The organism is Streptomyces sp. NBC_00005, assembly GCF_045160215.1.
Taxonomy (GTDB): Bacteria; Actinomycetota; Actinomycetes; order Streptomycetales; family Streptomycetaceae; genus Streptomyces.
The window spans coordinates 2,237,627-2,263,365 of the sequence record NZ_CP108316.1; the positions used below are offsets into that span (position 1 = coordinate 2,237,627).

The 25,739-nt window shown below is 71.1% G+C and carries 22 protein-coding genes and 2 pseudogenes; 17 read left to right on the forward strand and 7 right to left on the reverse strand.

Going from position 1 to position 25,739, the window contains the following annotated elements:
* The 4 genes from pcaG (at position 1) to OG303_RS10755 (ending at position 3,917) form a co-directional block, all read left to right on the forward strand.
* Positions 1 to 606, forward strand: a complete 606-nt coding sequence (gene pcaG, locus OG303_RS10740; RefSeq protein ID WP_405867240.1) for a protocatechuate 3,4-dioxygenase subunit alpha — start codon at positions 1 to 3, stop codon at positions 604 to 606.
* On the forward strand, positions 603 to 1,937 hold the full coding sequence (gene pcaB / locus OG303_RS10745) for a 3-carboxy-cis,cis-muconate cycloisomerase (protein ID WP_405867242.1): 1,335 nt from the start codon (positions 603 to 605) through the stop codon (positions 1,935 to 1,937). The genes pcaG and pcaB overlap by 4 nt, the downstream gene beginning before the upstream one ends.
* Positions 1,934 to 3,055: a 3-oxoadipate enol-lactonase gene (gene pcaD, locus OG303_RS10750; RefSeq protein ID WP_405867244.1), complete on the forward strand. Its 1,122-nt coding sequence runs from the start codon at positions 1,934 to 1,936 to the stop codon at positions 3,053 to 3,055. The genes pcaB and pcaD overlap by 4 nt, the downstream gene beginning before the upstream one ends.
* 70 nt (positions 3,056 to 3,125) lie before the next feature.
* Entirely contained in the window at positions 3,126 to 3,917 is a 792-nt protein-coding gene (locus tag OG303_RS10755) for an SDR family NAD(P)-dependent oxidoreductase (protein WP_405867246.1), read from the forward strand.
* 102 nt (positions 3,918 to 4,019) lie between these two features.
* Here OG303_RS10755 and OG303_RS10760 read toward each other — a convergent pair whose 3' ends face one another.
* On the reverse strand, positions 4,020 to 6,704 hold the full coding sequence (locus OG303_RS10760; RefSeq protein ID WP_405867248.1) for an ATP-binding protein: 2,685 nt from the start codon (positions 6,702 to 6,704) through the stop codon (positions 4,020 to 4,022).
* Positions 6,705 to 6,885: 181 nt separating this feature from the next.
* On the opposite strand from OG303_RS10760, the gene OG303_RS10765 reads away from it, so the two are divergent.
* The 3 genes from OG303_RS10765 to OG303_RS10775 are packed head-to-tail and all read left to right on the forward strand — an operon-like array spanning position 6,886 to position 10,503.
* Positions 6,886 to 8,178: an MFS transporter gene (locus OG303_RS10765; RefSeq protein WP_405867250.1), complete on the forward strand. Its 1,293-nt coding sequence runs from the start codon at positions 6,886 to 6,888 to the stop codon at positions 8,176 to 8,178.
* Positions 8,179 to 8,182: 4 nt separating this feature from the next.
* Positions 8,183 to 9,337, forward strand: coding sequence for an anhydro-N-acetylmuramic acid kinase (locus OG303_RS10770; RefSeq protein WP_405867252.1), 1,155 nt, complete (start codon positions 8,183 to 8,185; stop codon positions 9,335 to 9,337).
* 50 nt (positions 9,338 to 9,387) lie between these two features.
* Complete coding sequence (locus OG303_RS10775; protein ID WP_405867253.1) at positions 9,388 to 10,503, forward strand: DUF2510 domain-containing protein; 1,116 nt, start codon at positions 9,388 to 9,390, stop codon at positions 10,501 to 10,503.
* 162 nt (positions 10,504 to 10,665) lie between these two features.
* Here OG303_RS10775 and OG303_RS10780 read toward each other — a convergent pair whose 3' ends face one another.
* Positions 10,666 to 11,280 carry a TetR/AcrR family transcriptional regulator C-terminal ligand-binding domain-containing protein gene (locus tag OG303_RS10780; protein ID WP_405867255.1) on the reverse strand — a complete coding sequence of 205 codons (615 nt, stop codon included), beginning with the start codon at positions 11,278 to 11,280 and terminating at the stop codon, positions 10,666 to 10,668.
* Between the two features lie 226 nt (positions 11,281 to 11,506).
* On the opposite strand from OG303_RS10780, the gene OG303_RS10785 reads away from it, so the two are divergent.
* Together OG303_RS10785 and OG303_RS10790 are read left to right on the forward strand one after the other, a co-directional pair.
* A complete protein-coding gene (locus OG303_RS10785; RefSeq protein ID WP_405867256.1) occupies positions 11,507 to 12,316 on the forward strand; it encodes a phosphatase PAP2 family protein in 810 nt (269 codons plus the stop codon).
* The gene (locus OG303_RS10790) at positions 12,313 to 13,269 is read left to right on the forward strand and encodes a hypothetical protein (protein WP_405867258.1); all 957 of its coding nucleotides are present in this window, start codon (positions 12,313 to 12,315) and stop codon (positions 13,267 to 13,269) included. The genes OG303_RS10785 and OG303_RS10790 overlap by 4 nt, the downstream gene beginning before the upstream one ends.
* 81 nt (positions 13,270 to 13,350) lie before the next feature.
* Here OG303_RS10790 and OG303_RS10795 read toward each other — a convergent pair whose 3' ends face one another.
* Both OG303_RS10795 and OG303_RS10800 read right to left on the reverse strand, forming a co-directional pair.
* Positions 13,351 to 14,268, reverse strand: coding sequence for a phospholipid scramblase-related protein (locus OG303_RS10795; protein ID WP_405867260.1), 918 nt, complete (start codon positions 14,266 to 14,268; stop codon positions 13,351 to 13,353).
* Between the two features lie 77 nt (positions 14,269 to 14,345).
* Complete coding sequence (locus tag OG303_RS10800) at positions 14,346 to 16,400, reverse strand: phosphocholine-specific phospholipase C (protein ID WP_405867262.1); 2,055 nt, start codon at positions 16,398 to 16,400, stop codon at positions 14,346 to 14,348.
* A 276-nt stretch (positions 16,401 to 16,676) separates the two neighbouring features.
* Here OG303_RS10800 and OG303_RS10805 point away from each other — a divergent pair.
* From OG303_RS10805 to OG303_RS10820, 4 genes and pseudogenes are all read left to right on the forward strand, one after another.
* Positions 16,677 to 16,833: pseudogene (locus OG303_RS10805) on the forward strand (MFS transporter); the annotation flags it as partial.
* A 137-nt stretch (positions 16,834 to 16,970) separates the two neighbouring features.
* Positions 16,971 to 18,044 carry a Rieske 2Fe-2S domain-containing protein gene (locus OG303_RS10810; protein ID WP_405867264.1) on the forward strand — a complete coding sequence of 358 codons (1,074 nt, stop codon included), beginning with the start codon at positions 16,971 to 16,973 and terminating at the stop codon, positions 18,042 to 18,044.
* The gene (locus tag OG303_RS10815) at positions 18,041 to 18,241 is read left to right on the forward strand and encodes a hypothetical protein (protein ID WP_405867266.1); all 201 of its coding nucleotides are present in this window, start codon (positions 18,041 to 18,043) and stop codon (positions 18,239 to 18,241) included. Before OG303_RS10810 ends, OG303_RS10815 begins: the two co-directional genes overlap by 4 nt.
* Positions 18,238 to 19,173, forward strand: a complete 936-nt coding sequence (locus tag OG303_RS10820; protein ID WP_405867267.1) for a PDR/VanB family oxidoreductase — start codon at positions 18,238 to 18,240, stop codon at positions 19,171 to 19,173. The genes OG303_RS10815 and OG303_RS10820 overlap by 4 nt, the downstream gene beginning before the upstream one ends.
* On the opposite strand, the gene OG303_RS10825 is transcribed toward OG303_RS10820, so the two are convergent.
* The gene (locus OG303_RS10825; RefSeq protein WP_405867269.1) at positions 19,088 to 19,939 is read right to left on the reverse strand and encodes an IclR family transcriptional regulator C-terminal domain-containing protein; all 852 of its coding nucleotides are present in this window, start codon (positions 19,937 to 19,939) and stop codon (positions 19,088 to 19,090) included. The genes OG303_RS10820 and OG303_RS10825 overlap by 86 nt on opposite strands.
* 168 nt (positions 19,940 to 20,107) lie before the next feature.
* Between OG303_RS10825 and OG303_RS10830 the strand changes: the two genes are divergently transcribed.
* From OG303_RS10830 to OG303_RS10845, 4 genes are read left to right on the forward strand one after another with little or no spacing between them, the layout of a single operon-like run.
* A complete protein-coding gene (locus OG303_RS10830) occupies positions 20,108 to 21,082 on the forward strand; it encodes an ABC transporter substrate-binding protein (protein ID WP_405867271.1) in 975 nt (324 codons plus the stop codon).
* On the forward strand, positions 21,079 to 21,852 hold the full coding sequence (locus tag OG303_RS10835) for an ABC transporter permease (protein WP_405867273.1): 774 nt from the start codon (positions 21,079 to 21,081) through the stop codon (positions 21,850 to 21,852). The genes OG303_RS10830 and OG303_RS10835 overlap by 4 nt, the downstream gene beginning before the upstream one ends.
* Positions 21,852 to 22,631 carry an ABC transporter permease gene (locus tag OG303_RS10840; protein ID WP_405877177.1) on the forward strand — a complete coding sequence of 260 codons (780 nt, stop codon included), beginning with the start codon at positions 21,852 to 21,854 and terminating at the stop codon, positions 22,629 to 22,631. Before OG303_RS10835 ends, OG303_RS10840 begins: the two co-directional genes overlap by 1 nt.
* Before the next feature lie 20 nt (positions 22,632 to 22,651).
* The gene (locus tag OG303_RS10845) at positions 22,652 to 23,473 is read left to right on the forward strand and encodes an ABC transporter ATP-binding protein (protein WP_405867275.1); all 822 of its coding nucleotides are present in this window, start codon (positions 22,652 to 22,654) and stop codon (positions 23,471 to 23,473) included.
* Here the strand turns inward: OG303_RS10845 and OG303_RS10850 are convergent.
* Both OG303_RS10850 and OG303_RS10855 read right to left on the reverse strand, forming a co-directional pair.
* Positions 23,442 to 23,876: pseudogene (locus OG303_RS10850) on the reverse strand (discoidin domain-containing protein); the annotation flags it as partial. The gene OG303_RS10845 and the pseudogene OG303_RS10850 overlap by 32 nt on opposite strands.
* A gap of 231 nt (positions 23,877 to 24,107) precedes the next feature.
* Positions 24,108 to 25,715 carry a glycoside hydrolase family 13 protein gene (locus OG303_RS10855; protein WP_405867277.1) on the reverse strand — a complete coding sequence of 536 codons (1,608 nt, stop codon included), beginning with the start codon at positions 25,713 to 25,715 and terminating at the stop codon, positions 24,108 to 24,110.
* Between the last annotated feature and the right edge of the window lie 24 nt (positions 25,716 to 25,739).

The window sequence follows — 25,739 nt, forward strand, 5'->3', positions numbered from 1 at the left end:
ATGACGAAGATCGACACGAGCCGTCCTGAGACGGTGCTCCCGACGCCGTCGCACACGGTCGGCCCCTTCTACGGCCACGCCCTGCCGTTCCCCGGCGGCGGCGACATCGCCCCGCTCGGCCACCCGGACACGATCACCGTCCAGGGATATGTGTACGACGGCGAGGGCAACCCGCTGCCGGACGCCTTCGTGGAGCTGTGGGGCGCCGACCCCGACGGCAACCTCCCGCAGGTGGACGGCTCGATCCGGCGCGACCCCGCGAGCGGCGGCTATCTGGGCCGCAACGGCGTGGAGTTCACCGGCTGGGGGCGCATCCAGACGGACGCCAACGGCCACTGGTACGCGCGGACACTGCGGCCCGGCGCCCGCGGGCGCAGCGCGCCGTACCTCAGCGTGTGCGTCTTCGCGCGCGGACTGCTGGTGCACCTGTTCACGCGGATCTATCTGCCGGGCGACGAGGCGGCGCTCTCCGCCGACCCGCTGCTCGCGCAGGTGGACTCGGAGCGGCGCGGCACGCTGATCGCCGCGGACGACGGCAAGGGCACATACCGTTTCGACATCCGCCTTCAAGGCGAAGGCGAGACGGTCTTCCTGGAGTTCCAGTGACTTCTGTCGGTTCCGACGACACCGGCCTGCTCGCCCCCGGGTGGGCAGGCTCCCCCGCCGCCTCCGCGACGGGGGATGTGGCCTGCCTGCAGGCCCTGCTCGACGCGGAGGCCGCCCTCACCCGGGCCCAGGCCTCCCTGGGCCTCGCCCCTGCCGAGGCGGCATCCGCGGTGACCGAGGCGGCGGACGCCGACCGTTTCGACGTACGCTCCCTCGCCGAGCGTGCCCGCGGGGGCGGCAACCCGGTCATCCCCCTGGTCGCCGATCTGACGGAGGCGGTCGGTGAGGAGCACGGGCCGTACGTCCACCGGGGCGCGACCAGCCAGGACATCATGGACACGGCGACGATGCTGGTCGCCGTGCGCACCCTGGACCTCGTCCTCGCCGACCTGGATCGCACCGGACGCGCCCTGGCCCGGCTGGCCGCCGACCACCGCGACACCGCGATGCCCGGACGGACGCTCACCCAGCACGCCGTCCCGACGACGTTCGGGCTGAAGGCGGTCGGTTGGCGGTCGCTCACTCTCGACGCACGGGACCGGATCAAGGCCGTACGGGACTCGCTGCCGGCCCAACTCGGGGGCGCGGCGGGGACCTTGGCGGCTTTCACCGCGTACGGAGCCCGGGACACCCAGGCCCTGACGGCGACCTTCGCCCGTGAACTCGGGCTGCGGGAGCCCCTTCTCCCCTGGCACACCCTGCGTACGCCGATCGCCGATCTCGCGGGGTGCCTGGCCTTCGCGGCCGGGGCGCTGGGCAAGGTGGCCGCGGACGTGCTGGTGCTCGGCCGTACCGAGATCGCCGAAGTCGCGGAGGGCGGGGGCGGCGGTTCGTCGGCCATGCCGCACAAGGCGAACCCCGTGCGGTCCACGCTGATCGCGGCCGCGGCCCGGCGGGCTCCGCAGCTCGCGGCCACGCTGTACGGGTCGCTGGTCGCCGAGGACGAGCGACCGGCCGGGGCCTGGCACGCCGAGTGGGAGCCGCTCAGGGATCTGCTGCGGCTGGTGGGCGGTGCCGCCCGCGACGCGGCCGAACTGGCCGAAGGGCTGCGCGTGCACGCAGACGTCATGTGTGAACACCTCGGCCTCACCCACGGGTTGATCGTCTCGGAGCGGCTGTCCGCCGAACTCGCCCCCGTACTCGGCCGCGCCCGCGCCAAGGCCCTGCTCACCGACCTCGCCAGGCGCACCTACACCGAGGGCCGCCCGCTGGCCGAACTGCTCGCTGAGGAGCCCGAGTTGAAGGACGTGGACCTCGCCGAGGTCACCGATCCCGCCCGTTACACCGGCTCCGCCGGAGTCCTCACCGACCGTGCACTGGAGCGACGTTGACCGAGAAACTCCTCAACCACCGTGCCGAGGGGCCTACTTCGGCTCCCCCGCTGCTGCTCGGGCCCTCGCTCGGGACCTCGTACGCCCTGTGGGACAAGGTGGCGCCCGAGCTGTCCATCACCCATCGCGTAGTGCGCTGGGACCTGCCGGGGCACGGCGGGTCGGCACCCGGCCTGATCGGTGCGGGCGCGACCATGGGTGACCTGGCCGGCCTGGTGCTCGCGCTCGCCGACTCGCTCGGTATCGAGCGGTTCGCCTACGCGGGGGTGTCGCTCGGCGGCGGGGTCGGTCTGCATCTCGCCGTGCACCACCCGGAGCGCGTGTCGTCGCTGGCCGCGATCTGCTCGTCGGCGCACTTCAACGGCTCGAAGCCGTGGGAGGAGCGGGCCGAGCTGGTACGGCGCGAGGGGACGGGCCCGCTCGTGGAGAGTGCCGACGCCCGGTGGTTCACGCCCGGGTTCACCGTGCCGGAGCTGGTGCGGGACCAACGGGACGCCGACCCCGAGGCGTACGCCGCCTGCTGCGACGCGCTGGCCGCCTTCGACCTGCGCGACCGGCTCCCGGAGATCTCCGCGCCCACGCTGCTGATCGCCGGGCGCGAGGACAAGGCGACTCCGCCGCCGCATCTGCGGGAGATCGCGGACGCAGTGCCGGGCGCCGCGCTCGTGGAGCTCCCGGGGGCCGCGCACCTCGCGCCCGCGCAGTGCCCGGAGGCCGTGCTGACAGCCCTCCGCGCGCACCTCGGCGGGGGTGCCAGGCGCGGCATGGAGGTGCGGCGCGAGGTGCTGGGCGACGCGCACGTCGACCGGGCGCAGTCCCGGCAGACGCCTTTCACCGCCCGCTTCCAGGACTTCATCTCGCGCTACGCCTGGGGCGAGATCTGGACCGACCCGACGCTCAGCCGCCGTGAACGCAGCATGATCACGCTGACGGCGCTCGTCGCGCACGGGCACTACGACGAGCTGGCCATGCACGTGCGGGCGGCGCGGCGCAACGGGCTCACGCCCGAGGAGATCGGCGCGGTGCTGCTGCAGACGGCCGTGTACTGCGGGGTCCCGGCGGCGAACTCGGCGTTCGCGGCCGCCCAGCGGGTGCTCGCGGAGGACGACGACCTCTGAGGGTGTCCCTGCTGGTAGTAGCTTCAGCAGCACCTCGCACATGTCTCCACCGCATGCCTACGGTGGAGACATGTCCACGATTCTGATCACCGGCGCCACCTCCGGCCTCGGCCGCTACCTCGCCTTCGAACTGGTCCGCTCCGGACACGCCGTCCTCGCCCACGGCCGCGACCCGGGCCGCACTCAGGCCCTGGTCGAGGAACTGCGCACCGAGGGCGACGCCGAGGGGTTCGTCGCCGATCTCGCCTCGCTGACGCAGGTACGCGAACTGGGCGCGCACGTGGCCGACGCACACCCCGACCTCGACGTACTGATCAACAACGCGGGCGTGGGAGCGGGCGCCCCCGACACGGGACGCGAGTTGAGCACCGACGGACACGAACTGCGGCTCGCGGTCAACTACTTGGCGCCCGTGACACTGACCCGCACCCTGCTGCCGGTACTGCGCGCGAACACGCCGTCCCGGATCGTCAACGTGGGTTCGGTCGGCCAGGAGCCCCTCGACTTCGACGACGTCGAGTTCCGGCGCGGGTACGCGGGCTTCGCGGCGTACTGCCGCAGCAAGTTCGCCCTGGCGGCCCATACGTTCACGCTGGCCGAGGAGTTGGCGGGCACCGGCGTCGCGGTGAACGTCCTGCACCCGGCGACCTTCATGGACACGGCGATGGTGCGCGAGGGCGGGGTCACCCCCTGGAACACCGTGGCCGACGGAGCACCGGGCGTTCTGGCCCTGGCGACCCAGGACCTGGGCACGGGCGGCTACTTCGACGGCACGAGCCCGTCACGGGCACACGAGGCGACGTACGACCGCGACGTACAGAAGCGACTGTCGGCGGTCACAGACCAACTGCTCGCGCTGTAGCGGCTTTTGGTCCTTGGGGGCGCGGGCTGTGTCGATGTGCGGCTCCGCCGCGTGGGCGCGACCAGCCACACACAACCCGCAGCCGCGCTTCCGGCCGATCGCTCATCGAAGTCCGCGCCCTGTCTCCAAAACCTCCCGCGCCTGCGCCACCAACCCGTCCGCCCCACACGAACGAGCAAGCGCCAACCCCCGGTTGAGCTCGGCAACAGACCGCGCGGCGATCCCGTACTCGACGCGGGCCGCGGCATGTTCGTACTGGCAGGGCGACGCCTCGAGGTAGGCCACGGCCTGCGCGGCCAACCGCACGGCCCGCTGCCCGGTCTCCAGCGCGGCAGCGCACCGCAGCGCCTCACCGATGGCGGTGTCCGTACCGAACCGCTCGGCCTGCCGGCGGGCGTCACCGGCGAGCCGGGCCGCTCGGGCCGGATCCTCCGTGGCGAGGGCCCGGGCGAGATCCAGGGCCCAGGGGACGACGATCGGATGGTGATGTCCGCGCGCGGCGGCCGCCTTCTCGGCCTCCTCCAGTTCGTTGATGCCGTCCTTGGTGCGGCCGACGGCGAGCAGCAGCCGGCCGCGCACGGACCGCGGGTCCGGCATCACGATGGTGGACGGGTAGGCCGGCGCGAAGCCGTACTGCTCGGCTATCGCCTGGGCCTCGTCGACGTGACCGCGGGCGAGCAGGACGTCCACGAGGTTGCAGGTGGCGGTCCAGTACAGGGGCAGGCCGCGGCCGACGCGCTCGGCGATGCGCAGCGACTCGCGCAGGCTGGCCTCCGCCTCCCTGAGCCGGCCGCGCCTGCGGTGTCCGAGGCCGACGTAGGCATGGGCGAGGGAGAGATGGCCGCCGCTCCAGCCGGCCGACTCGTAGGTGCGCAAGGCCTCGTTGTAGAGGCTCTCGGCGCGGTCGAGGCGGTCGCTGTAGGCATAGGAGTTGGCGAGCATCAGCAGGAGTTCGATGCCCCACTCGGTGTCGGTCCAGCCGAGTCCCGGTGCGAGCCGGCCGTTGACGAGGGCGCGGTCGCACAGTTCGACGACCTCCTCGGCGTTCTCACCCTGGATCAGGGCGTCGAAGCCGCGCAGCATGAGGAGGGCGCGCTCGGAGTTGTTGCGGCCGGTGCAGGTGCGGGCGAGGTCGGACAGGCGTTCGGAGCGTCCCGGTGAGTTCGCCTCGCCGGCGTAGATGCCCTCCCACATGTACTGCACGGCCTGCAGCCGCATCTTGGCGGGGCCCTCCGCGTGCCGGGCGGCCTCCGCCTCGACCGTGCGGACGGCCTCCTCCAGCTGGTCGTTGTGGAGGAGGGCCTGGGAGAGGCGGACGACGGCGTCGACGCGCTCGTCGCCGTCGAGGCCGGGCATGCCGAGCGCGGACTGCAGGTGGTCGATGGTGGTGGCGGGCGCGGTGAGGAGGGTGGCGCAGCCGAGTTCGTAGAGCACGCGCGCGTGGACCTCGGGGATCGGCGGTTCCAGCAGGGCGCGTTCGAGACAGCGGCGGGCCGCGTCGGGGGCGCCGACGGCGAGGTGTTCGCGGGCGGCGTCGCGCAACTGCTCGACGAGTTCCTCGTCGTCGTCCGGGTGCACCTGGAGGAGGTGCCGGGAGGCCATGGCGGGGCCGAGTCCGGAGTCCGTGACGACCTGGGCGGCGATGCCGTGCATCGCCGTGCACAGGGCGTCGGGGATGGAGTTGTAGACGGCGGAGGCGATCAGCGGGTGCACGAACTCCAGGTCGCCGGCGTCGACTTGGGCGCTTGCCGGGTCGGGTTCGGTGAGGATGCGGGCGCCCTGCAGCAGTTCGGCGCAGCGCACCGCGTCGTCGTGGTCCATGCTGGCGAGCTTGGCCACCAGCCCGACGGAGATGCCGGTGCCGAGGATCGCGGCCGCCCAGGCGAACCGGGTGGCGTCGATGCCGAGTTCCTCGAGGCGGGCGACGAGTCCGCCGCCGCGGGCCGAGCGGTTGAGGGCACGCAGTTCGGCGGCCGCGCCCTCGGTCGGTTCGAGTTCGCTCTCCTGGACCTTGGCGAGGAGTTCCACCGTCTCGTACGGGTTGCCGCCGGTGACGGCCCAGACCTCGCGGCAGAACGGGGCGTCGGCGTGCGCGCCCAGGGTGGCGCGGGTGAGGCCGGCGGTGGCCGCCGGGGTGAGGGCGCTCAGGGTGGCGTCGGGGCGGCCCGCGGTCGCGGCGATCGCTTCGAGGTGGCGGGCGCTCTCGCCACTGACCTCTCCGGGCCGACGAGCCACCACGACCAGGACGGACAGGTCGTCGAGCCGCTCGGCGAACGCGGCGAGCCAGCGCAGCGTCTCCTGGTCGGCCCAGTGCGCGTCGTCGATCAGCAGGACCAGCGGCCAGTCCCGGCGGGCCAGCCGGCGCACCCCGGCGACCAGGCCGTCGCACACGCCCTGCGGGTCGGCCTGGCGCTCGCTCGGCTCCGTGACGCCGAGGGCGGGGCCCGCGATCTCATACCAGTCGCCGAGGTACTCGCGGGCCTCCTCCGGCATCAGTGACACCAGCGCGGGCTGCAGCAGTTGGCGTACCACGTTGAAGGGGACGGACCTGAGCGTCTCGCCGCCGCGGGCCGACCACACCGTGCAGCCGAGCCGTTCGGCGATGCGGCGGGTCTCGGCCAGCAGGGCGGTCTTGCCGATCCCCGCCTCGCCCCGGACCATCAGCAGGCTGCCCGAGGAGGAGCGGTCGGCTCGCAGGGTGTCGACCGCGTGTGCGACGGCGGCGAGTTCCTCGTCGCGCTCCCACAGGGAGGCCGAGGCGGCCTCCGTGGGCCTGACCTCCGTCATCCCGCTACCTCCCCAAGTCGCCCGAACGACGTACAGATCTCGAGCGTAGCCGTCCGATTGCGGATGTGGAGGCCGGTCCGGGTACCTGTTGCCGTGATGGGTGACAGCGGATGCGAGCAGGCGACGCACGGAGCCTGTGATCTGCCTGTGTGAAGGTAACCGACAGTCAAAAGGCGCTGAAATGACGCTGTTTTTCGGACAATGCCGGGGCACGCGGGACTCCTCTGATGTACGGGCCCGGGTGAGGGCACTGGTAGCGGGTTCGGTCGGCAACTTCGTCGAGTGGTACGAGTTCGGGGTCTACGGCTACTTCGCGACCGTCATCGCGGCACGCTTCTTCACCCCGGAGGGCGGCGGCGAGGCCGAGGCGCTGGTGAAGACGTACGCGTCGTTCGCGCTGGCGTTCTTCTTCCGGCCCGTGGGGGCGGCTCTGTTCGGCCGGCTGGGCGACCGGATCGGCCGCCGTCCGGTGCTGATCCTGGTGATCGTGCTGATGACGGTCGCGACGACGCTGATCGGTGCGCTGCCGACGTACGCCACGGTCGGGGCCCTGGCTCCGTGGCTGCTCACGTTTCTGAGGGTGCTTCAGGGACTGTCCGCGGGTGGGGAGTTCGGTGGCGCGGTGGCGGTGATGACGGAGTTCGCACCGCCGGGCCGGCGCGGGCTGTACGGGTCGTGGCAGTCGTTCACGGTGGCGCTGGGGCTGCTGGGCGGTGCTGGGGTGGCGGCTGCGCTGGCCTCTCTTCTGACGGAGGATCAACTGGGCGACTGGGGCTGGCGGGTGCCGTTCCTGCTGACGTTGCCGCTGGGGCTGGCGGCGCTGTGGCTGAGGCTGCGGCTGGACGAGACGCCGGAGTTCCGGCGGGAGACGGAGGCCGCGAGCCCGCCCCCACGGGAGGTCGCGGGGGCCATCGCGCTGGGCGCCGCAAGGATCATGGGCTGGGCGGCGGCCGGGTACACCTTCCTGGTCGTCCTGCCCTCGTATCTGCAGAGCACGCTGGACGCGAGCTTCCAACAGGCGCTGATCGCGACCGTGTTGGCCAATCTGGGCTTCGCGGTGACGATCGTCCCGGCGGGCCTGCTGAGCGACCGGGTCGGGCGGCGGGCGGTGATGCTGACGGGAGCACTTCTCGTGGCTCTGCTCGCGCTGCCCCTGCTCGACCTCCTCCAGGACACGGGCACTTCGACCATCGTGAAGGGCGCGGCGGTGTTCGTCGCGGGGGCGGTGGTGGGCCTGATGGCGGGGCCGGGACCGGCCATGCTCTCGGAGCTGTTCCCGGCGAACGTGCGCTACACGGGCCTGGGACTCGCCTACGCCCTGTCGAATGCCCTGTTCTCGGGCTGTGCCGGGCTCATCATCACGGAAACCGTCAAGCACACGGGGAACGTCGACATCCCTGGGTACTACGCGGCGGCGACGTGCGCGGTGAGCGTCCTCGCCCTGCTCAAGGCACCGAAACGGAAAGCGAGTTGATCGGATGCGGGTCATCGGCCTGATGTCGGGCACCTCGTACGACGCCATCGACGCGGCGGCGGCCGACCTGAGCCTCGCCGGCGACAGCCTCGTACTGGAGCCGCTGGGGATGGTGAGCCAGGCGTACGACGAGGAGCTGCGGGACGCGCTCGCGGCCGCGCTGCCGCCGGGCGCCACGTCGTTGGCAGAGGTGTGCCGCCTTGACACGGAGATCGGGCGGGCCTTCGCGGCGGCGGCCGTGCGGGCGGACCGTGAACTGTGCGACGGGAGCGCGGAGTTGGTCGCCTCGCACGGGCAGACCGTCTACCACTGGACGGACGGCGGCAAGGTGCACGGCACGCTGCAGCTGGGGCAGCCCGCCTGGATCGCCGAGGCGACCGGGCTGCCGGTGGTCGCCGACTTCCGGCCGCGCGACATCGCCGCCGGCGGGCAGGGCGCGCCCCTGGTGAGCCTGGTCGACCTGCTGTGGCTGCGCGGCCGCCCGGGCACCCCCGTCGCCCTCAACCTCGGCGGCATCGCCAACCTGACGGCCCCCGACGGCACGGCCTTCGACACCGGGCCCGCGTGCGCGCTGATCGACGCGGCGGCGCGGGGGTTCAGCGGCGGGACCATGGCGTACGACGTCGACGGCGCGCTGGCCGCTCGCGGCAGCGTGCACGAGCCACTGCTGCGCCGGCTGCTCGATGAGCCGTACTACGCGCTGCCCGCGCCCAAGACGACGGGCAAGGAGCTGTTCCACCTCGGCTATCTGCGGGACGCGCTGGCCGGGTTCGGGACGCTCAGGGCCGAGGACGTGGTCGCCACGCTGACGATGCTCACGGCCCGGACGGTCGCGGATGCCGTGCTCGCAGTGGGCGCCACCGAGGTGATCGTCTCCGGGGGCGGGACTCTGAACCCGGTGCTCATGGAGATGCTGGGCCGGCGGCTGCCGGGGACGGCGGTGCGCACCTCCGACGAACTGGGGCTGGCGTCGGACGCGAAGGAGGCGTACGCCTTCGCCGTGCTCGGGGTCCTGACCATGCACGGTCTGGCGGGCACGGAGCCCGCGAGCACGGGGGCACGACATGGGAGTGTGCTCGGATCGATCACACCCGGCCGGGACGGGCTGCGGCTGCCGCCGCCGGGCGCTCAGCCGCCGAAACGGCTGGTGGTGGCCTGAAGCCGGGATCCTCTCATCCCTCTTTCACCGAGGCCTCATACGGTGGGGGCATGACGCAGGTGACTCCTCCCGGGTGGTATCCCGACCCCGGGCAGACAAGTGAGGGTCCCGCCACCGAGCGCTGGTGGGACGGCAAGGCATGGACGGACCGGACCCGCCCCGCGGGGTCGGCCGCCGTAGGGGGTCCCCCGGCGCAGGCGCCGACTGCCGGGGCCGATCCGGCGCATTCCGCCTACCCGGCGCATTCCGCCTACCCGGCGCATTCCGCCTATCCGGCGGATCCGTCCGTCTACCCCACCTATCCGGCGTTCCCCGCCCAGCCGCCGGCCGCGCCGCGGCGCGGTCTGCGCACGGGCATCGCCGTCGGGGTGGCCGTGGTCGTCCTCGCGAGCATCGGTGTGGGTGTCTACGCGCTCGCGGGCAACGACAGCTCGGGCGGCGGCAACGCCAACTCGCAGCAGGGGCCAGGCGGCAGTGGTGGCCAGGGTGGTTCCGGCGGACAGGGCGGTTCCACGGGCGGTCAGGGCGGGCCGTTCGGCGGATCGGGAGGTTCCGGTGGCTCCGGCGGTTCCGGCGGTTCCGGTGGCTCGGGAGGGACCGAGTCGCCCGCTCCCGGTCAGTCCGAGGCACCGAAGATCGAGAGCGGGTCGGTGACGGACGCGCTGTCCGGGATCAGCATCCCGATCCCGGACGACTGGTACGGCCAGGAGTACGCGGCGGGCGCGCAGATCACGTCCAACGACTCCTACAAATGCCCCGGCGAGACCTCCCAGGTCTGCACGAAGGGCGGCGCCTCCTCGACACTGGCCGCGGTTCTCAAGACCGCGGGCGACACGGCCGAGGCGGTCGCCAAGGCCGACATCAAGGCGAACGCCGAGGAGTCCTACGGCGGCAAGACCTACGGCTCGATCACCTCGCACGACGTGCTCGAGTCCAAGGCGGTGACCGTCGCCGGGCAGAAGGGCTACCTGGTCCGCTGGAAGGCGGTCACCAGCAAGGGCTCCGACGGCTATGTCGAGTCGCTCGCCTTCCCGTCCCCTGCGGAGTCCTCACAGATCGTCGTGGTGCGCTTCGGCGTCGACGTGGGCGAGAAGCAGTCGGTCATCGACACAATCACCAAGGGCATCAAGGTGTCGACCGGCAGCGGCAACGGCCAGAAGGTCTGAGACCCGGGCTTTCGAACCGCCCCCGGACAGCAGTCGGCCGGGCGGGGCTCCCCTCCGCTCAAGGGGAGTCCCACCCGGCCGGGGGGTGCGCGCCGCCCCCGTCCCCACGGTGCGGCGCGATCAGGTCACCGTCCAGTCATCCCATGGACGGCGGCCTGGTTCTCAGGTGAGGCCGAGTGCCGGCAGCACGGCGGCCTCCACGAAGCGGACCAGGTAGTCGGGGTCCGCGTACTCGCCGTCCACGACGGGCCGGGCGCGCACGACGCCGAACATCTGCGCCGGGATGTACTCCAGCGCCGGATGGTCGGCGACGATCTCGCCGCGCTCGACGCCACGCTTGAGGATCTCCCTCAGTGCGGCGATCTCCGGGTCGACCAGCGCCTCCCGCAGCGCCTTGGCGAGATCCACGTCCTGGGTGACGGCGTGCCCCAGGGCCTGCAGCAGCTTGGTGTCGTTCGTGGACCAGCGGCCCACCGCCCGCGCGGCCTCGCGCAGGTCGTCCGCGAGGGATCCGGTGTCGATGCCGCCGAAGCGGGACTGACGGCGGGAGCGCAGGGCGGCCACCACGAACTGGGGCTTGGTCTTCCACTGCCGGTACAGCGTCGACTTGCTGCAGCGCGTACTGGCGGCGACCCCCTCCATGGTCACGGACTCGTATCCGCATTCGCGGATCTGCTCGAGCACGGCGTCGAAGAACTCCTGTTCACGCTCGCGCGTGAGTTTGGAGCGGCTCGAAGCGGCGACCGTCTCCGGTCCGTCCGCGGCCTGCGACGTCATCTGCTCTTCTCCCTCACTCCCGGTCGGGCTTTATCCGCTGTTTATTCCCCGGATCCAGTGTGTCGTACCTCAATCGATACGCCACTGTACCGGAACGCCCACGTATCGGTACAGTGGCGTATCGGAACGCCTTCGTTTCGGGACGGACGCGTACCGATGAGTTCGGGCCCCAGTCCGAGTCTCACCACGTACCAGCACAGCACCACGTCAGCGAAGGGGCCGGGGGATGAATGCCCGCACCGAGCCTGCAGAGGGAGAGACCGACGCGATAGCGCGGCCTCCGGTCGTCCGTGAACTCCTGCTCGTCGCAGGGCTCTTCCTCGTCTACAAATTCGGCCGACAGCTGGCGACGGGCCACACCGGCGAGGCCCTGCGCAACGCGCACAGGGTGTGGGACCTGGAACGGACGCTCCATCTGCCCGGCGAGGGCTCGGTGCAGTCCCTGCTGCTGCACAGCGACACAGCGGTGCACTTCGCGAACACCTACTACGCGACCGTCCACTTCCCCGCCACCGCGGGCTTCCTGATCTGGCTGTACCTGCGGCGTCCGGCGCACTACGTGTGGGCCCGCCGGGTCCTCGCCACGGTCACCTCCGCGGCTCTGGTCCTGCCCTTCGTGCTCCCGCTGGCGCCGCCGCGCATGCTGGCCGCCACGGGTCTCGTCGACACCGCGCACGTGTACGGGCCTTCGGTGTACGGCCCGCCGTCCTCGGACCATCTCTCGAACCAGTTCGCGGCGATGCCGTCCCTGCACTTCGGCTGGGCCCTGATGGTCGCGATCGGTCTGATCGCGGCGACCCGTTCCCGCTGGCGCTGGCTGTGGCTGCTGCATCCCCTGGTGACGCTGCTGGTCATCGTGGGGACGGCGAACCACTACTGGCTCGACGCGATCGTCGCGACCGCCATGCTCGGTGTCGCCCTCGCGCTGATCCACCGGCCGCACCGGACGGCGACGACCGCCGGACGCGGCACCGACAGGCTCGTACCGGCCGAAGCGCCGGCCGAGGAGCACGTGCTGGTCGGAGCGGGCCGATGAACGCCACCGTCCTCGCCGTCGTCCTGTCCCTCTTCTCCGCCGTCGCCTACGCGGCCGCGGCCGTCGCCCAGGAGCGGCTGGCCTCCCGCAACCCCGGCTCGGGCCTGGCGAGCATGCTGAGGGCGGGTGCCTGGTGGGGGTCGGTCCTGCTGAACGCGTCCGCCGCGCTGCTGCACGTCGTGGCCCTCAAGTACGGTCCGCTGACCGTGGTGCAGCCGCTCGGTGCGCTCACCCTGGTCGCGGCGGTGCCGATGGGGGCGCGGATCGCCGGGCGGAAGGTCAGCGCCGTGGAGTGGCGGGGCACCGCGCTCACGCTGCTCGGCCTGTCCGCGATCCTCGTGACGGCGTCCGGGCACGCGCCCGAGGCGGTGCTGAGCGCGCCCGAGGCACTGGCGGTCGCGGGCGTGACCGCCACGCTGATCGGCATGCTGGCGCGGCCCGGTGCCCGGCCCGGGCTGCGGCACGCGACCGCGTCCGGCTTCGCCTCCGGTGTCGCCTCGGCGCTCACACAGACGGTGACGGTGGCCGCGACGGACCGCTCGGGACCGCTGCTGAGCTGGCAGGTGATCGGGGTGGCACTGCTGGTCGCCGCCTTCGCGACGGGCGGACTGCTGCTGTCGCAGACGGCATACCGGGGCGGCCTCGGCGCACCCCTCGCCATGGTGACGCTGGCGAATCCGGTGGCCGCCGCGGCGATCGGGCTCGCCCTGCTCGGCGAGCGCCTGCAGGGCGGCGCGGCAGGCGTGCTGCTCGCGCTCGCCGGAGCGGGGCTGGCGTCCTGGGGCGTGGTGCTGCTGAGCCGGGTGACGCCCGATGTCGCCCTCGTGGACGACGAGCACCCGGTGGCGGCCGTACTGGCGCTGGAGCCCGGGACGGCGTTGCTGGAAACCCCGGTGACCGAACCGGCTCTGCTGCCCCGGCAGCCGGGGCCGGGGCACCTCACAGCACTGTGACGCTCGGCGCTGTGGGCGGCTCAGCGCTCTGAGGTTCAACGCTGTGAGGTTCAGCGCTGTGAGGCTCGGGCCTCCGCGCTGTCAGCCGAGGCCGCGCGAGTCCTGCTTGAGCGCCGTGTCGACGGTCAGGGCGGTGGCGACGACGAGGCTCAGCAGCGGCTCGGGCAGCTGGTAGTGGATCTGCAGGACATAGTTGTCCGCGGTCGTGAACATCGTCTTGGCGAGGCCTTCCCAGGTCTTGGTGATCCGGGCGACCTCGTTGTCCGCGTGGTCCACGATGGCGAAGTTCCAGGCCCGCCAGTTCTCCGCCTTGATCGCGCCGACCTTCTGGCCGTCCACGTTCATCGCGAAGTTGATCTTCCCGATCATGTTCTGCTGGACGATCTCGCCGACCGGCGAACCGTCCGGACGCGACACGACCACCTTGGACTTCATGAACTTCGCGGGCCGGGTCAGCAACAACTGCGGCTGACCGTGGGCGTCACGGATCTCCAGCCGGTGGGTCATGAACTGGTCGAGGCTGGAGACGAAGCGCAGCACCTTCTTCAGCGCGCTCTGCCCGACCTCGGTGACCGAGCCGATCTGGTTGCCGTTCTGATCCATGACCTTGTACTCGTTGGTCACCTCGATCAGCTTGGCCTTCTGGTTGACCACCAGGACCGGCTCGGTGAACAGGCTGCCGCCGCCGGGGCCGCCCCCGGCGACCCCGGCCTGCTGCTGCACCTGACGCTGCACCCGCGAGTCGGGACCCGCGGCCTGCTGCGGCACGTGCTGTTGCTGCACCTGCTGCTGAGGTACGTGGTGCTGAGGTGCCTGCTGCTGAGGTGCGTGCTGCTGAGGTACCTGCTGCTGTGGCACCTGCTGTTGAGCGGCCTGCGCCTGCTGCTGGTCCGTGTTGGTGTGCTGGGTCCACTGGGCGCCGTCCCAGTACCGGAGGGTCTGGGGCGCTCCGTGCGGATCCGGGTACCAGCCTGCAGGAGTGTTCGAATGCGTGGTCACCGGGGCACACTACCCCGGGCCCACCCTCACCTGGCCACCCCCCACGATGCGGTATTCATCAGTCCTTACCCGTCGGTTCACGTCGTAATGATCGCCGGGTCGCTCACGCCGGGACGTCCGTTCTCGACATGTCCGGCGAATCGGCGAAGGAACGCCGGGTCCGCGTCGGACGTGACGGTGAGGTCGTACCAGCGGCGGCTCGCCGCGAGGTCGACGGTGTGCCGGACGGTGGCGCCGGGCCGGACCGTGAACGTCTGCGGCCGGCACCCGTAGCCACCCGCCAGCTTCAGACGCACCGCGCCGGAGCCTTTGTTGGTGAAGGTCAGCTCGACGTCGTCGCCGGTGTGACGGGCGGTGACCTCGGGCCCGGCGGTCTTGTTCGGGCCCTTGAAGACGCGCAGGAAGCCGTTCGGGCCGTGCACGGTCAGATCGTACGAGCCGTTCGAGTACGCCGAGTTCCAGGCGTCCGAGACGGTCTTGCCGGCCTCGGTGGTGTAACTCCACGGGCCGTCGGTGCGGTTGCCGGAGGTCACCAGGAAGGCTGCGCCCGCCTTCGCGCCCGAGGCGAAGGTGAGCGTGAACTTCCCGGTGCCGGTGTCCGCCGAACCGTCCACGTACGGGGCGTACTTGAGGGGACGCGCCGGGCGCAGGCCGCGCTCCTGCCTGGGCAGGACCGGGTTGGCGGGCGGGGTCGGCCTGTAGTCGGGGTGGCGGTCCTTGTCCGGCGGCTGGTAGCCGTCGGTGTCCGGCAGGGCGACCGGCCTGGTGTCCTTGCGGGAGAAGTCGAAGGCCGACGTCAGGTCGCCGCAGATGGCGCGTCGCCAGGGCGAGATGTTCGGCTCGTGCACGCCGAAGCGGCGCTCCATGAACCGGATGATCGAGGTGTGGTCCATCGTCTCCGAGCAGACGTAACCGCCCTTGCTCCAGGGCGAGACGACGATCATCGGCACGCGCTGGCCGAGCCCGTAGGCGCCGGCGGGGTTGGTGCTGTTGCCCTTGAACAGGTCGGGGCCGACGTCCACCGTCGACTTGCCCTGCGCGTCGGAGCCCGGCGCGAACGGCGGGACCAGGTGGTCGAAGAAGCCGTCGTTCTCGTCGTACGTGATGAACAGGGCCGTCTTCGCCCACACCTTCGGGTCGGAGGTGAGCGCGTCGAGGACCTGTGCGACGTACCAGGCGCCGTAGTTGGCGGGCCAGTTGGGGTGCTCGGTGAAGGCCTCGGGGGCGACGATCCAGGAGATCTGCGGCAGCTTGCCGCCCTTGACGTCGGCCTTCAGCTGGTCGAAGAAGCCCTCGCCCTTGCGGGCGTCGGTGCCGGTGCGGGCCTTGTCGTAGAGCGGGTCGCCGGCCTGGGCGTTGCGGTACTGGTTGAAGTAGAGCAGCGAGTTGTCGCCGTAGTTGCCGCGGTAGGCGTCCTGGATCCAGCCCCAGGAGCCGTTGGCGTCGAGGCCGTCGCCGACGTCCTGGTAGATCTTCCAGGAGACCCCGGCCTTCTCCAGGCGCTCGGGGTAGGTCGTCCAGCCGTAGCCCGCCTCGTCGTTGCCGAGGACCGGACCGCCGCCCTGACCGTCGTTGCCGGTGTAGCCGGTCCACATGTAGTAGCGGTTCGGGTCGGTCGAGCCGATGAACGAACAGTGGTACGCGTCGCAGATGGTGAAGGAGTCGGCGAGCGCGTAGTGGAACGGGATGTCGTCGCGGTTCAGGTACGCCATGGTCGTGGAGCCCTTGGAGGGCACCCACTTGTCGTACTTGCCCCCGTTGAAGGCGGCATGTCCGTCGTTCCAGCCGTGCGGGAGGTCCTGGATGAACGCCAGGCCCAGGTCGTCCGCGTCCGGGTGGAAGGGGAGGATGTCCTTCGTGCCGTCGGACTGGTACCAGACCGGCTTGCCGTCCTGCCGGGTCACGACCGGGCGCGGGTCGCCGAAGCCCCGGACGCCTCTGAGCGAACCGAAGTAGTGGTCGAAGGACCGGTTCTCCTGCATCAGGACGACGATGTGCTCGACGTCCTCGATCGACTCCGAGCGGTGGTTCGCGGGCAGCGCGGCGGCGCGCTGGATGCTGTTGGACAGTGCGGTGAAGGCGGTGGTCGCGCCCGCGAGTTGCAGGAATCGGCGGCGATTGACTTCGGGCATGGGTGGGTGCCTCTCATCCTGGTGCGGATGGCCGGATCGTGACGGAATGCGCGCGGTGCGAGTGTTCCAAGAGCAACAAACGTCAGGGAAGGGCCCGGTGGCGTCTGTGTGAAAGTCGTCGGTACGAGAGGTGTGCCGCGACGGTCGTGAGGTGTGCCGCGGCCACCCGCCGGGGAGGGTCGCGATCCTGACGGACACGCGCTCGGCACCCCCGCCGATGAAACGGCCCGTACGGCAGCTGCTCGCCGCCTCGGTGGGCGGTGCTCAACCTTGCGGACGGTGGCGCTCTTCGGGGGCACGGCGCCGTATGTGGGCACGCTGTTCGAGGAGTTGGGGCACTCGGGGCTGTTCTCCTGGTACGTGGCCGCTGTGTCTGCTCTCCTCGTTGGTGTATCTGCGGCTGCCGGAGACGGCGCACGGGGAGCTGCGACGCCGAGGACATGTCCGAGGAATCGCCGATCCCTTCCGCCTGACGGAAGCGGCCTTGCCGGGCTGTGGCCACCGTCACGAATCTGAGTGCAACCACGGCACGCGGGGCGAGGACGCCCCGCTCTCAGGGACGGGAACGCCATGCCTCACACGACCGCCTTCGCCAGGAACCAGTGGTACGTCGCCGCCTACAGCCACGAGGTCGGGCGCGAGGAGCTGCTCGGCCGGACGATCCTGGGTGAGCCCCTCGTCTTCTACCGGACCGAGGAGGAGGGCACCCCGGTCGCGCTGGCCGACCGCTGTGTGCACCGCCGGTTCCCCCTGCACGAGAGTCCGAGCCGGCTCGACGGTGACAGGATCGTGTGCGGCTACCACGGGTTCACGTACGACACGACGGGTACCTGCGTGTACGTGCCGGGGCAGAAGCGCATACCGCGTACCGCCCGGGTCGCCTCCTACCCCGTGGTCGAGCAGGACGCCCTGGTCTGGGTGTGGATCGGCGACCCGGGCCTCGCGGACCCGCAGACCATCCCGCGGGCCCGGCACCTCGACGCCCCCGGCTGGACCACCGTCCGCGGCATGGAGCCCATCGACGCGGACTACGGCCTGCTCGTCGACAACCTCCTCGACCTCTCCCACGAGACGTATCTGCACGGCGGCTACATCGGCACCCCCGAGGTCGCCGAGACGCCGATCACCACCGAGGTCGACGAGGGTGCGGGCATCGTGCGGGTCAGCCGGCACATGGACGACGCCGAATGCCCGCCGTTCTACGCCAGGTCGACCGGCATCGAGGGCCGGATCACGCGCTGGCAGGACATCGAGTACCACGCACCCTGCCTGTACCTGCTGCACAGCCGGATCGCCCCGGTGGGCGTACTGCCGGAGGCCGACGGCAGCGATCCGAACGGCTTCCACACCGAGATCACATACGCGATCACGCCGTCCTCCGACGGCCATGTGTACGACTTCTGGATGGTCTCGCGCGACTGGGCGACCGAGGACGACGAGGTCACCGAGTTCCTGCGGGCCAACAACCACACCGTCGTCATGCAGGACGTCGACGCGCTCAACCTGCTGCAGAAGACGCTCGGGACGGAGCGGACGGGGTACCAGGAGCTGAGCATCAACATCGACACCGGCGGCCTGGCCGCCCGCCGTATCCTCGCCCGGCTGGTCGAGGAGGGCGACAAGCCCGTGGAGAAGGTCCTGTGAGCAGCCCCACCGGCGAGATCTACCGCATCGACTGGCTGCCGGGCACCGACACCCTGCACGGCACCTGCCACTGCGGGGCCGAGCACACCGCCCAGGACCCGATCGAGATGTGGGAGTGGATGCTCGGCCACCCCGAAGGACATCAGCCGCAAGGACACGACCCTCGAGGACACGAGCCGCAAGGAAACAGCTCATGACCGTGTACGAAGCCGAACTCGTCGTCGATCAGCGGGAGTTCGCGGCCGACGGCGTGCTCGCCCTCACCCTGCGCCACCCGCTCGGCGAGGACCTGCCGGCCTGGGAGCCGGGCGCCCATGTCGACGTCGTGCTCGGTCCGGAGCTGGAGCGGCAGTACTCGCTGTGCGGCGATCCCGCGGACCGTTCGGTGTGGCGGATCGCCGTGCTGCGGGAGCCGGACGGGCGCGGTGGATCCGCCCATGTGCACGAGCAGTTGGGGCAGGGCGACAAGGTGCGGGTGCGCGGACCGCGCAACCACTTCCGGCTGGAGCCCGCGCCCCGCTACCGCTTCGTCGCGGGCGGGATCGGCATCACGCCCATCCTGCCGATGCTGGCCGCGGCTGAAGCGGCGGGCGCCGAGTGGACGCTGCTCTACGGCGGTCGGACGCGCAACTCCATTGCGTTCACCGATGAGTTGGGGCGGTACGGGGACCGGGTGACCGTCTCGCCGCAGGACGAGACCGGGCTCCTTGACCTCGGCTCCGTGCTGGACGACCTGCCCGAGGGCACGCTGGTCTACTGCTGCGGTCCCGGGCCGCTGCTCGACGCGGTCGAGGAGCGCTGCCCGGCCGAGCGGCTGCGGGTCGAGCGGTTCTCCCCGAAGGCCCAAGTGGGCGGAGAGAACAGCGAGTTCGAGGTCGAGCTGGCGCAGAGCGGCCGCAGCGTCACGGTCGCCCCGGACGTCTCCGTGCTGGACGCCGTGCGCTCTGTGGGAGTCGAGGTGCTGTTCTCCTGCACCGAGGGCACCTGCGGCACCTGCGAGACCGACGTCCTCGACGGCACGCCGGACCACCGGGACTCGGTGCTCAGCGCCGAGGAACGGGAGAGCGGGGAGACGATGATGATCTGTGTGTCCCGCTGCCGCGGGAAGAAGCTCGTGCTGGACCTGTGATTCCGAGGTCGGCGTCGATCCGGGCGACCGTCGCGAGCAGGTGCGGCAGCAGGTCCCGGCGGATCGACTCGACGGAGTTGCGGCCCGCAGGCACGGCGATGTTGACGGCCGCGACCGCCTCGCCGTCCCGGTCCCGCACCGGGGCGGCGATCGACCGGAGCCCCTCCTCCAGCTCCTGGTCGACGATCGCGTACCCCTGACGGCGCACCCGGCGCAGTTCGGCCCGAAGAGCCCGCGCCGACACGATGGTGCTGTCCGTCAGGGGGTGCAGTTGTGTGCGGGCGAGCCGTTCGTCGATCTCCTCGTCCGGGAGCTGAGCCATCAACACCCGTCCCACGGACGTCAGATGGGCCGGGAAGCGGGTGCCCACGGTGATCGTCGCGGACATGATGCGGCGGGTCGGCACCCGCGCCACGTAGACGACGTCGTCCCCGTCGAGGACGCACAGCGACGACGACTCCCTCACCTGCGCGACGAGTTGATCCAGATGAGGTTCGGCGATCTGCGGCAGGGTGACGCTGGAGAGGTAGGAGTAGCCGAGCTCCAGCACCCGCGGGGTGAGGCGGAAGAGCCGTCCGTCCTGATGGACGTATCCGAGGTCGACGAGGGTCAGCAGCAGGCGGCGGGCGGCGGCGCGGGTCAGGCCGCAGGTGTCGGCGACCTCGCTCAGGGTGCGGGCGGGATGCTCGGCGTCGAAGGAGCGGATGACGGCGAGGCCACGCTCGAAGGACCTCACGAAGTGTGGTGCACGGGCTCCCGCTGGCATTGCCACCTCCAAAAGTGTCAACAATGTTGTCGGCGAACCCATTGACCGGACCCGTTGCGGCTTCTACCTTCCCGCTGAGCGAGTCCGCGCACTACTGTGCGCCTTGCGCACAACCTGTCGGAACACCGCTGCACCGTTCTCTGCACCGTTCTGAGCACAGGAGGAGCCATGCGCCGTCTGTTCGCCGGTCTCACCGCCGGCGCCTTCCTGCTCGTCGCGACGGCCTGTGGCTCGTCGGACGACTCCAACTCGTCGTCTGCGGGCGGCACTTCGTCCGGCGGTACGACCACCGTCAAGGTGGGGATCATCCCCATCGTCGATGTCGCGCCCCTGTATCTCGGCCAGAAAGAGGGCTTCTTCAGCAAGCGCGGCCTGAAGTTGTCCATGACCCTCGCGCAGGGCGGCGCGGCCATCGTGCCGGGTGTGACGAGCGGTCAGTTCCAGTTCGGGTTCTCCAACATGACCTCGCTGATGGTCGCCCAGTCCAACAACGTGCCCATCAAGGCCATCGCCAACGGCGTCGCATCGACGGGCGTCAAGGGCAAGGACTTCGGCGGGCTGGTGGTGAAGAAGGGCAGCACCATCAAGTCGCCGAAGCAGCTGGAGGGCAAGAAGGTCGCCGTCAACACGCTCAAGAACATCAACGAGACCGTGGTGCGCGACTCGGTGCGCAGGGCGGGCGGCGACCCGGACAAGGTGAAGCTCGTCGAGCTGGCCTTCGACCAGATGCCGGCCGCGCTGGACTCGGGCCAGATCGACGCGGCGATGGCGGTCGAACCGGCGCTCACCACCATGAAGCTCCAGGGCGCCGTCGAGATCGCCTCCCCCATGGTCGAGGTGGCCCCGAACCTCACCGTCGCCATGTACTTCACCTCGAACGCGTACGCGCAGAAGAACCCGGCCATCGTGAAGAAGTTCCAGGAGGCCATGGCCGAGTCCCTCGCCTACGCCGACACCCACCCGGACGAGGTCCGCCAGATCGTCAGCACGTACACCAAGACCCCGGCGAACGTGCTGGCCGCGCTGACTCTGCCGAAGTGGCCCGCGGAGGCGAACCGTTCCTCGATCGAGGCGCTGGAGAAGCTGAGCCGGCAGGAAGGCCTCTTCAAGACGGCCCCCGACCTGGACAAGCTGCTTCCGTGAGGGGATCGAACGCCGCCCTCGGTGCGGCCGGGCTCGCGGTCTTCCTCGCCCTGGGCGAGGCGGTGCCGCGGCTCGGCCTCGTCAAGGAGGCCTACTTCCCACCGACCAGCCGTATCGCCTCGGCACTGTGGGACGAGGTCACCGACGGCGGTTTCTGGTCGGCACTCGGCGACACCCTGACCGGCTGGGCGATCGGCCTCGCGATCGCGGTCGGCGCGGGCGTGGTCGTCGGGGTGCTCCTCTCGATCGTCCCGTACCTGCGCGAGGCGACGGCCTCGACGATCGAGTTCCTGCGCCCGATCCCGTCGGTCGCGCTGATCCCGCTGGCCGTGCTGCTGTACGGGACGGAGCTGAAGTCGGTGCTGCTGCTCGTCGTGTACGCCTCGTTCTGGCAGGTACTGATCCAGACCCTGTACGGCGTCCAGGACGTGGACCCGGTCGCCGAGGAGACGGCGCGGTCGTACGGTCTCGGCACCTGGGCGCGGGTCCGGCATGTGCTGTGGCCGACCGCGCTGCCGTACGTGATGACCGGCGTACGTCTGGCCGCCGCGGTGGCGCTGATCCTCGCGATCACCGCCGAACTCGTCATCGGCGCACCGGGGTTGGGCCAGGAGATCGCCATCGCGCAGACCTCGCAGGCCGTGCCGGAGATGTATGCGCTGATCGTGGTCACCGGGCTGCTGGGGCTGCTCATCAACGTGGGCGCGCGCAGCGTGGAGCGGCGGGCACTGGCCTGGCACCAGTCGGTGCGCGGGGAGGTGGCGGTGTGATCGTGCGCTGGCTGCTCCGGCTGTTCTTCGTCCTCGCGCTGCCCGTGGTGCTGGTCGCCGTGTGGTGGGCCGCGTCGTCCGGCAGCACGGACCCGTTCTGGCCTCCCCTGCGCACGATCCTCAAGACCTTCCCGGACGTCTGGACGGCCGACCGGCTGCGCACGGACGCACTGCCGAGCATCCTGCGCCTCCTGGCGGGCTACGCGACCGCCGCCGTCGTCGGCATCGCGCTCGGCACGCTCATCGGCTCCTACCGGCGGGTCCGCGCGGTCTGCGAACCGGTCCTGGAGTTCCTGCGTGCGGTGCCACCGCCCGTACTGATCCCGGTCATCATGCTGTTCGCGGGCATCGGCGACACGATGAAGATCGTCGTGATCGCCAGCGGCTGCGTCTGGCCGATCCTGCTCAACACGGTGGAGGGCGTGCGCGGCGTCGACTCGGTGATGCTGGAGACGGCCCGCTCCTACGGCATCACCGGCCTGGCACGCCTGCGCGGCCTGGTCCTGCGCTCGGCGAGCCCGCAGATCTTCGCAGGGCTGCGCCAGGCGCTGTCCCTCGGCATCATCCTGATGGTCATCAGCGAGATGTTCGCCGCCAGCAACGGCATCGGCTTCACCGTCGTCCAGTTCCAGCGCAGCTTCGCGATCCCTGACATGTGGACCGGCATCCTCGTCCTCGGTCTGCTCGGCTTCCTGCTCTCCGTCGTCTTCCAGCTGGTCGAACGGCGGGTGCTCGCCTGGTACCACGGCCTGCGCGCGTCCACCCGGCGGTCCCCGTGAACCTCGTGAAAGGGCGGTCCATGCACGCGCTTCTTGACGTATCCGGCCTCAAGAAGGTCTACGAGGGGGCAGGCCGTCGCGTGGAGGCGGTGCGCGACCTCACCTTCACGGTGGACGCGGGCGAACTCGTCTGTCTCGTGGGCCCGTCGGGCTGCGGCAAGACGACCCTGCTGAAATGCATGGGCGGGCTGCTCGCGCCCACCGCCGGCCAAGTGCTGCTCGCGGGCAAGCCGGTGAGCGGCCCGCCGCCCGGGATGGCGTTCGTGTTCCAGGAGTACGGGCGCAGTCTCTTCCCCTGGATGCGGGTCGGCGAGAACGTCGAACTCCCCCTGAAACAGAAGAACTTGACCAAGGCGAGGCGCAAGGAACTCGTCGCGGACGCCCTGCGATCGGTCGGCCTCTCGGACGCCGCCGGCGCCTACCCCTGGCAGCTGTCCGGAGGTATGCAGCAGCGCGTGGCCATCGCCCGTGCGCTCGCCTACGAGCCCGATGTCCTGCTGATGGACGAGCCGTTCGCGGCGGTCGACGCGCAGACCCGCGCGGACCTGGAGGATCTCGTGCGGGGGCTGTGGCGGGAGCGCGGCATCACGATCCTGTTCGTCACCCATGACATCGACGAGGCCGTGTACCTCGGCGAGCGGGTGATCGTCCTGTCGGCCTCCCCCACCGTGGTGCAGGAGCAGCTGAAGGTCGATCTGCCCGACCAGCGGGACCAGTTGCACACGCGGGTGGCCCCGCGCTTCGCCGAGCTGCGGACCCATGTGTACGAGCAGATCCAGGCGGCGAAGCGCGGGGTCCCGCAGGACGCGGTCACGAAGTCGGATACGCCTCCACCTCGCTGAACTGCCCCGCGGGCCAACCGGTGTTGGCGCTGACGGACAGGCGCAGATAGCGCAGGCCGGTGTCGCCGGGCAGGGAGACGGTGGCCGTGTTGCCGGTCGCCGGGTCGAAGCGGTAGCCGGTGGAGCCGACGACGGTCGAGTAGGTCGAACCGTCGGTGCTGCCCAGCACGGTGACGGTCTGCGTGCGTGCGCCCCAGGCGGACGAGGGCGGCAGTTTCAGCACCAGCCGGCGGACGGCCTGGCTCGAGCCGAGGTCGAGCGTCCAGGACTGCGGGAACGCGTTGTTGGCCGACTCCCAGTAACTGTTCGCGTCCCCGTCGACCGCCTTGCCGGGCGTGTAGACGTCCTGCGAGCCGGTGGCGGTGGCCGGGCGGCCCTTGGCGAGATTGCGGTTCGGGTCGGGGCCGATCTTCGTGCCGGTGGTGGTCGCGGACTCCGCCTCGACGGAGGTGAAGGGCAGGGAGGCTCCGGAGGCGGCGTGCGCGGCGGGGGCCGTGGCGGTGAGCAGTCCTGCGGAGAGGGCGACCACCATTGCTGCTGGCATGCCCCTGACAGTTCTATGCATGTGCTGATCCCTTCGTGGTGGGGGGCGGGGATAGCGGGGTGCTGCGGTCGGATGCGGCCGGGTGTGGTCTCAGGCGCGCAGCCAGACCGCGGTGTCCTTCGGCAGTCGACCCTCGGCGTCCAAGGGGCCGCTGGCGAGGAGGAGTTGGGTGCCGGAGGGGAGGTCGGCGGGCCGGTCGACCAGGTTCACCAGGCACATCACGCCGTGCGCGCGGGCGAAGGCGAGGACACCCTCGGGTGCGGGCAGCCACATGAGGGGGCCTTCGCCGAACACCGGGCGGAGCCTGACGGCCGCGCGGTAGAGGGCGAGCATCGAGCCGGCGTCCGCGGACTGGCGATCCACCGCGTACGAGGTCCAGTCGACCGGCTGCGGCAGCCAGGGCTCCTCGCGACTGCCGAATCCCGCGTACGGCGCGTCGGCCACCCACGGAAGCGGCACCCGGCAGCCGTCGCGCCCCGGGTCCGTGCCGCCGGAGCGCAAGTACATCGGGTCCTCGATGCGGTCGCGCGGGATGTCGGCCTCGGGCAGGCCCAGCTCCTCGCCCTGGTAGACGTAGACGGCGCCGGGCAGGGCGAGCGAGAGCAGGGCGGCGGCGCGGGCGCGCCGGGTGCCGAGGGCGAGGTCGGTCGGGGTGCCGAAGGCCTTGATGGCGAAGTCGAAGCCGGTGTCCGTGCGGCCGTAGCGGGTGACCGTGCGGGTGACATCGTGGTTGCACAGCACCCAGGTGGCGGGGGCGCCCACGGGTGCGTGCTCGGCGAGGGTCGTGTCGATCGACGTCCGCAGTCGCCCGGCGTCCCAAGGACACGACAGGAACGAGAAGTTGAAGGCGGTGTGCAGTTCGTCGGGGCGCAGGTAGCGGGCGAAGCGCTCGGCGTCCGGGAGCCAGACCTCGCCGACGAAGACGCCGTCGTGGTCGTCGGCCACCGCCCGCCAGGAGCGGTAGATGTCGTGGAGTTCGTCGCGGTCGACGAAGGGGTTCGGGTCGCGGCCCTCGACGAAGTCCGGCAGGTCCGGGTCCTTGGCGAGCAGTGCGGCCGAGTCGATGCGGACGCCCGCCACTCCACGCTCGAACCAGAAGCGCAGGATGTCCTCGTGCTCCTGACGGACGGCCGGATGGGCCCAGTTGAGGTCGGGCTGTTCGGGCGTGAACAGGTGCAGGTACCAGTCACCGTCGGGCAGCCGCGTCCACACCGGCTCGGTGGAGCCGGCGAACTGGGACGGCCAGTCGTTGGGCGGGAGTTCGCCGCCGGGGCCGCGTCCGGGCCGGAAGTGGAACAGCTCGCGTTCCGGGCTGCCGGGACCTGCCGCCAACGCGGCCTGAAACCAGGGGTGTTGGTCGGAGACGTGGTTGGGCACGATGTCGACGACGGTGCGGATGCCCAGTTCCCGCGCCTCCGCGATGAGCTTCTCGGCCTCGGCGAGGGTGCCGAAGGCCGGGTCGATCGCCCGGTAGTCGGCGACGTCGTAGCCGCCGTCCTTCATCGGCGACAGATACCAGGGGCTGAACCACAGGGCGTCGACGCCGAGTTCGGCGAGGTAGGGCAGTCGGGCACGGACGCCGGCGAGATCGCCGGTGCCGTCGCCGTCGCCGTCCGCGAAGCTGCGGACGTAGACCTGGTAGATGACGGCGGAGCGCCACCAGTCGTGGCCCTTCGGGGCATGGGTGGGCTGTCCCACTGAGCTTCCCTTTCTGTGGACGGG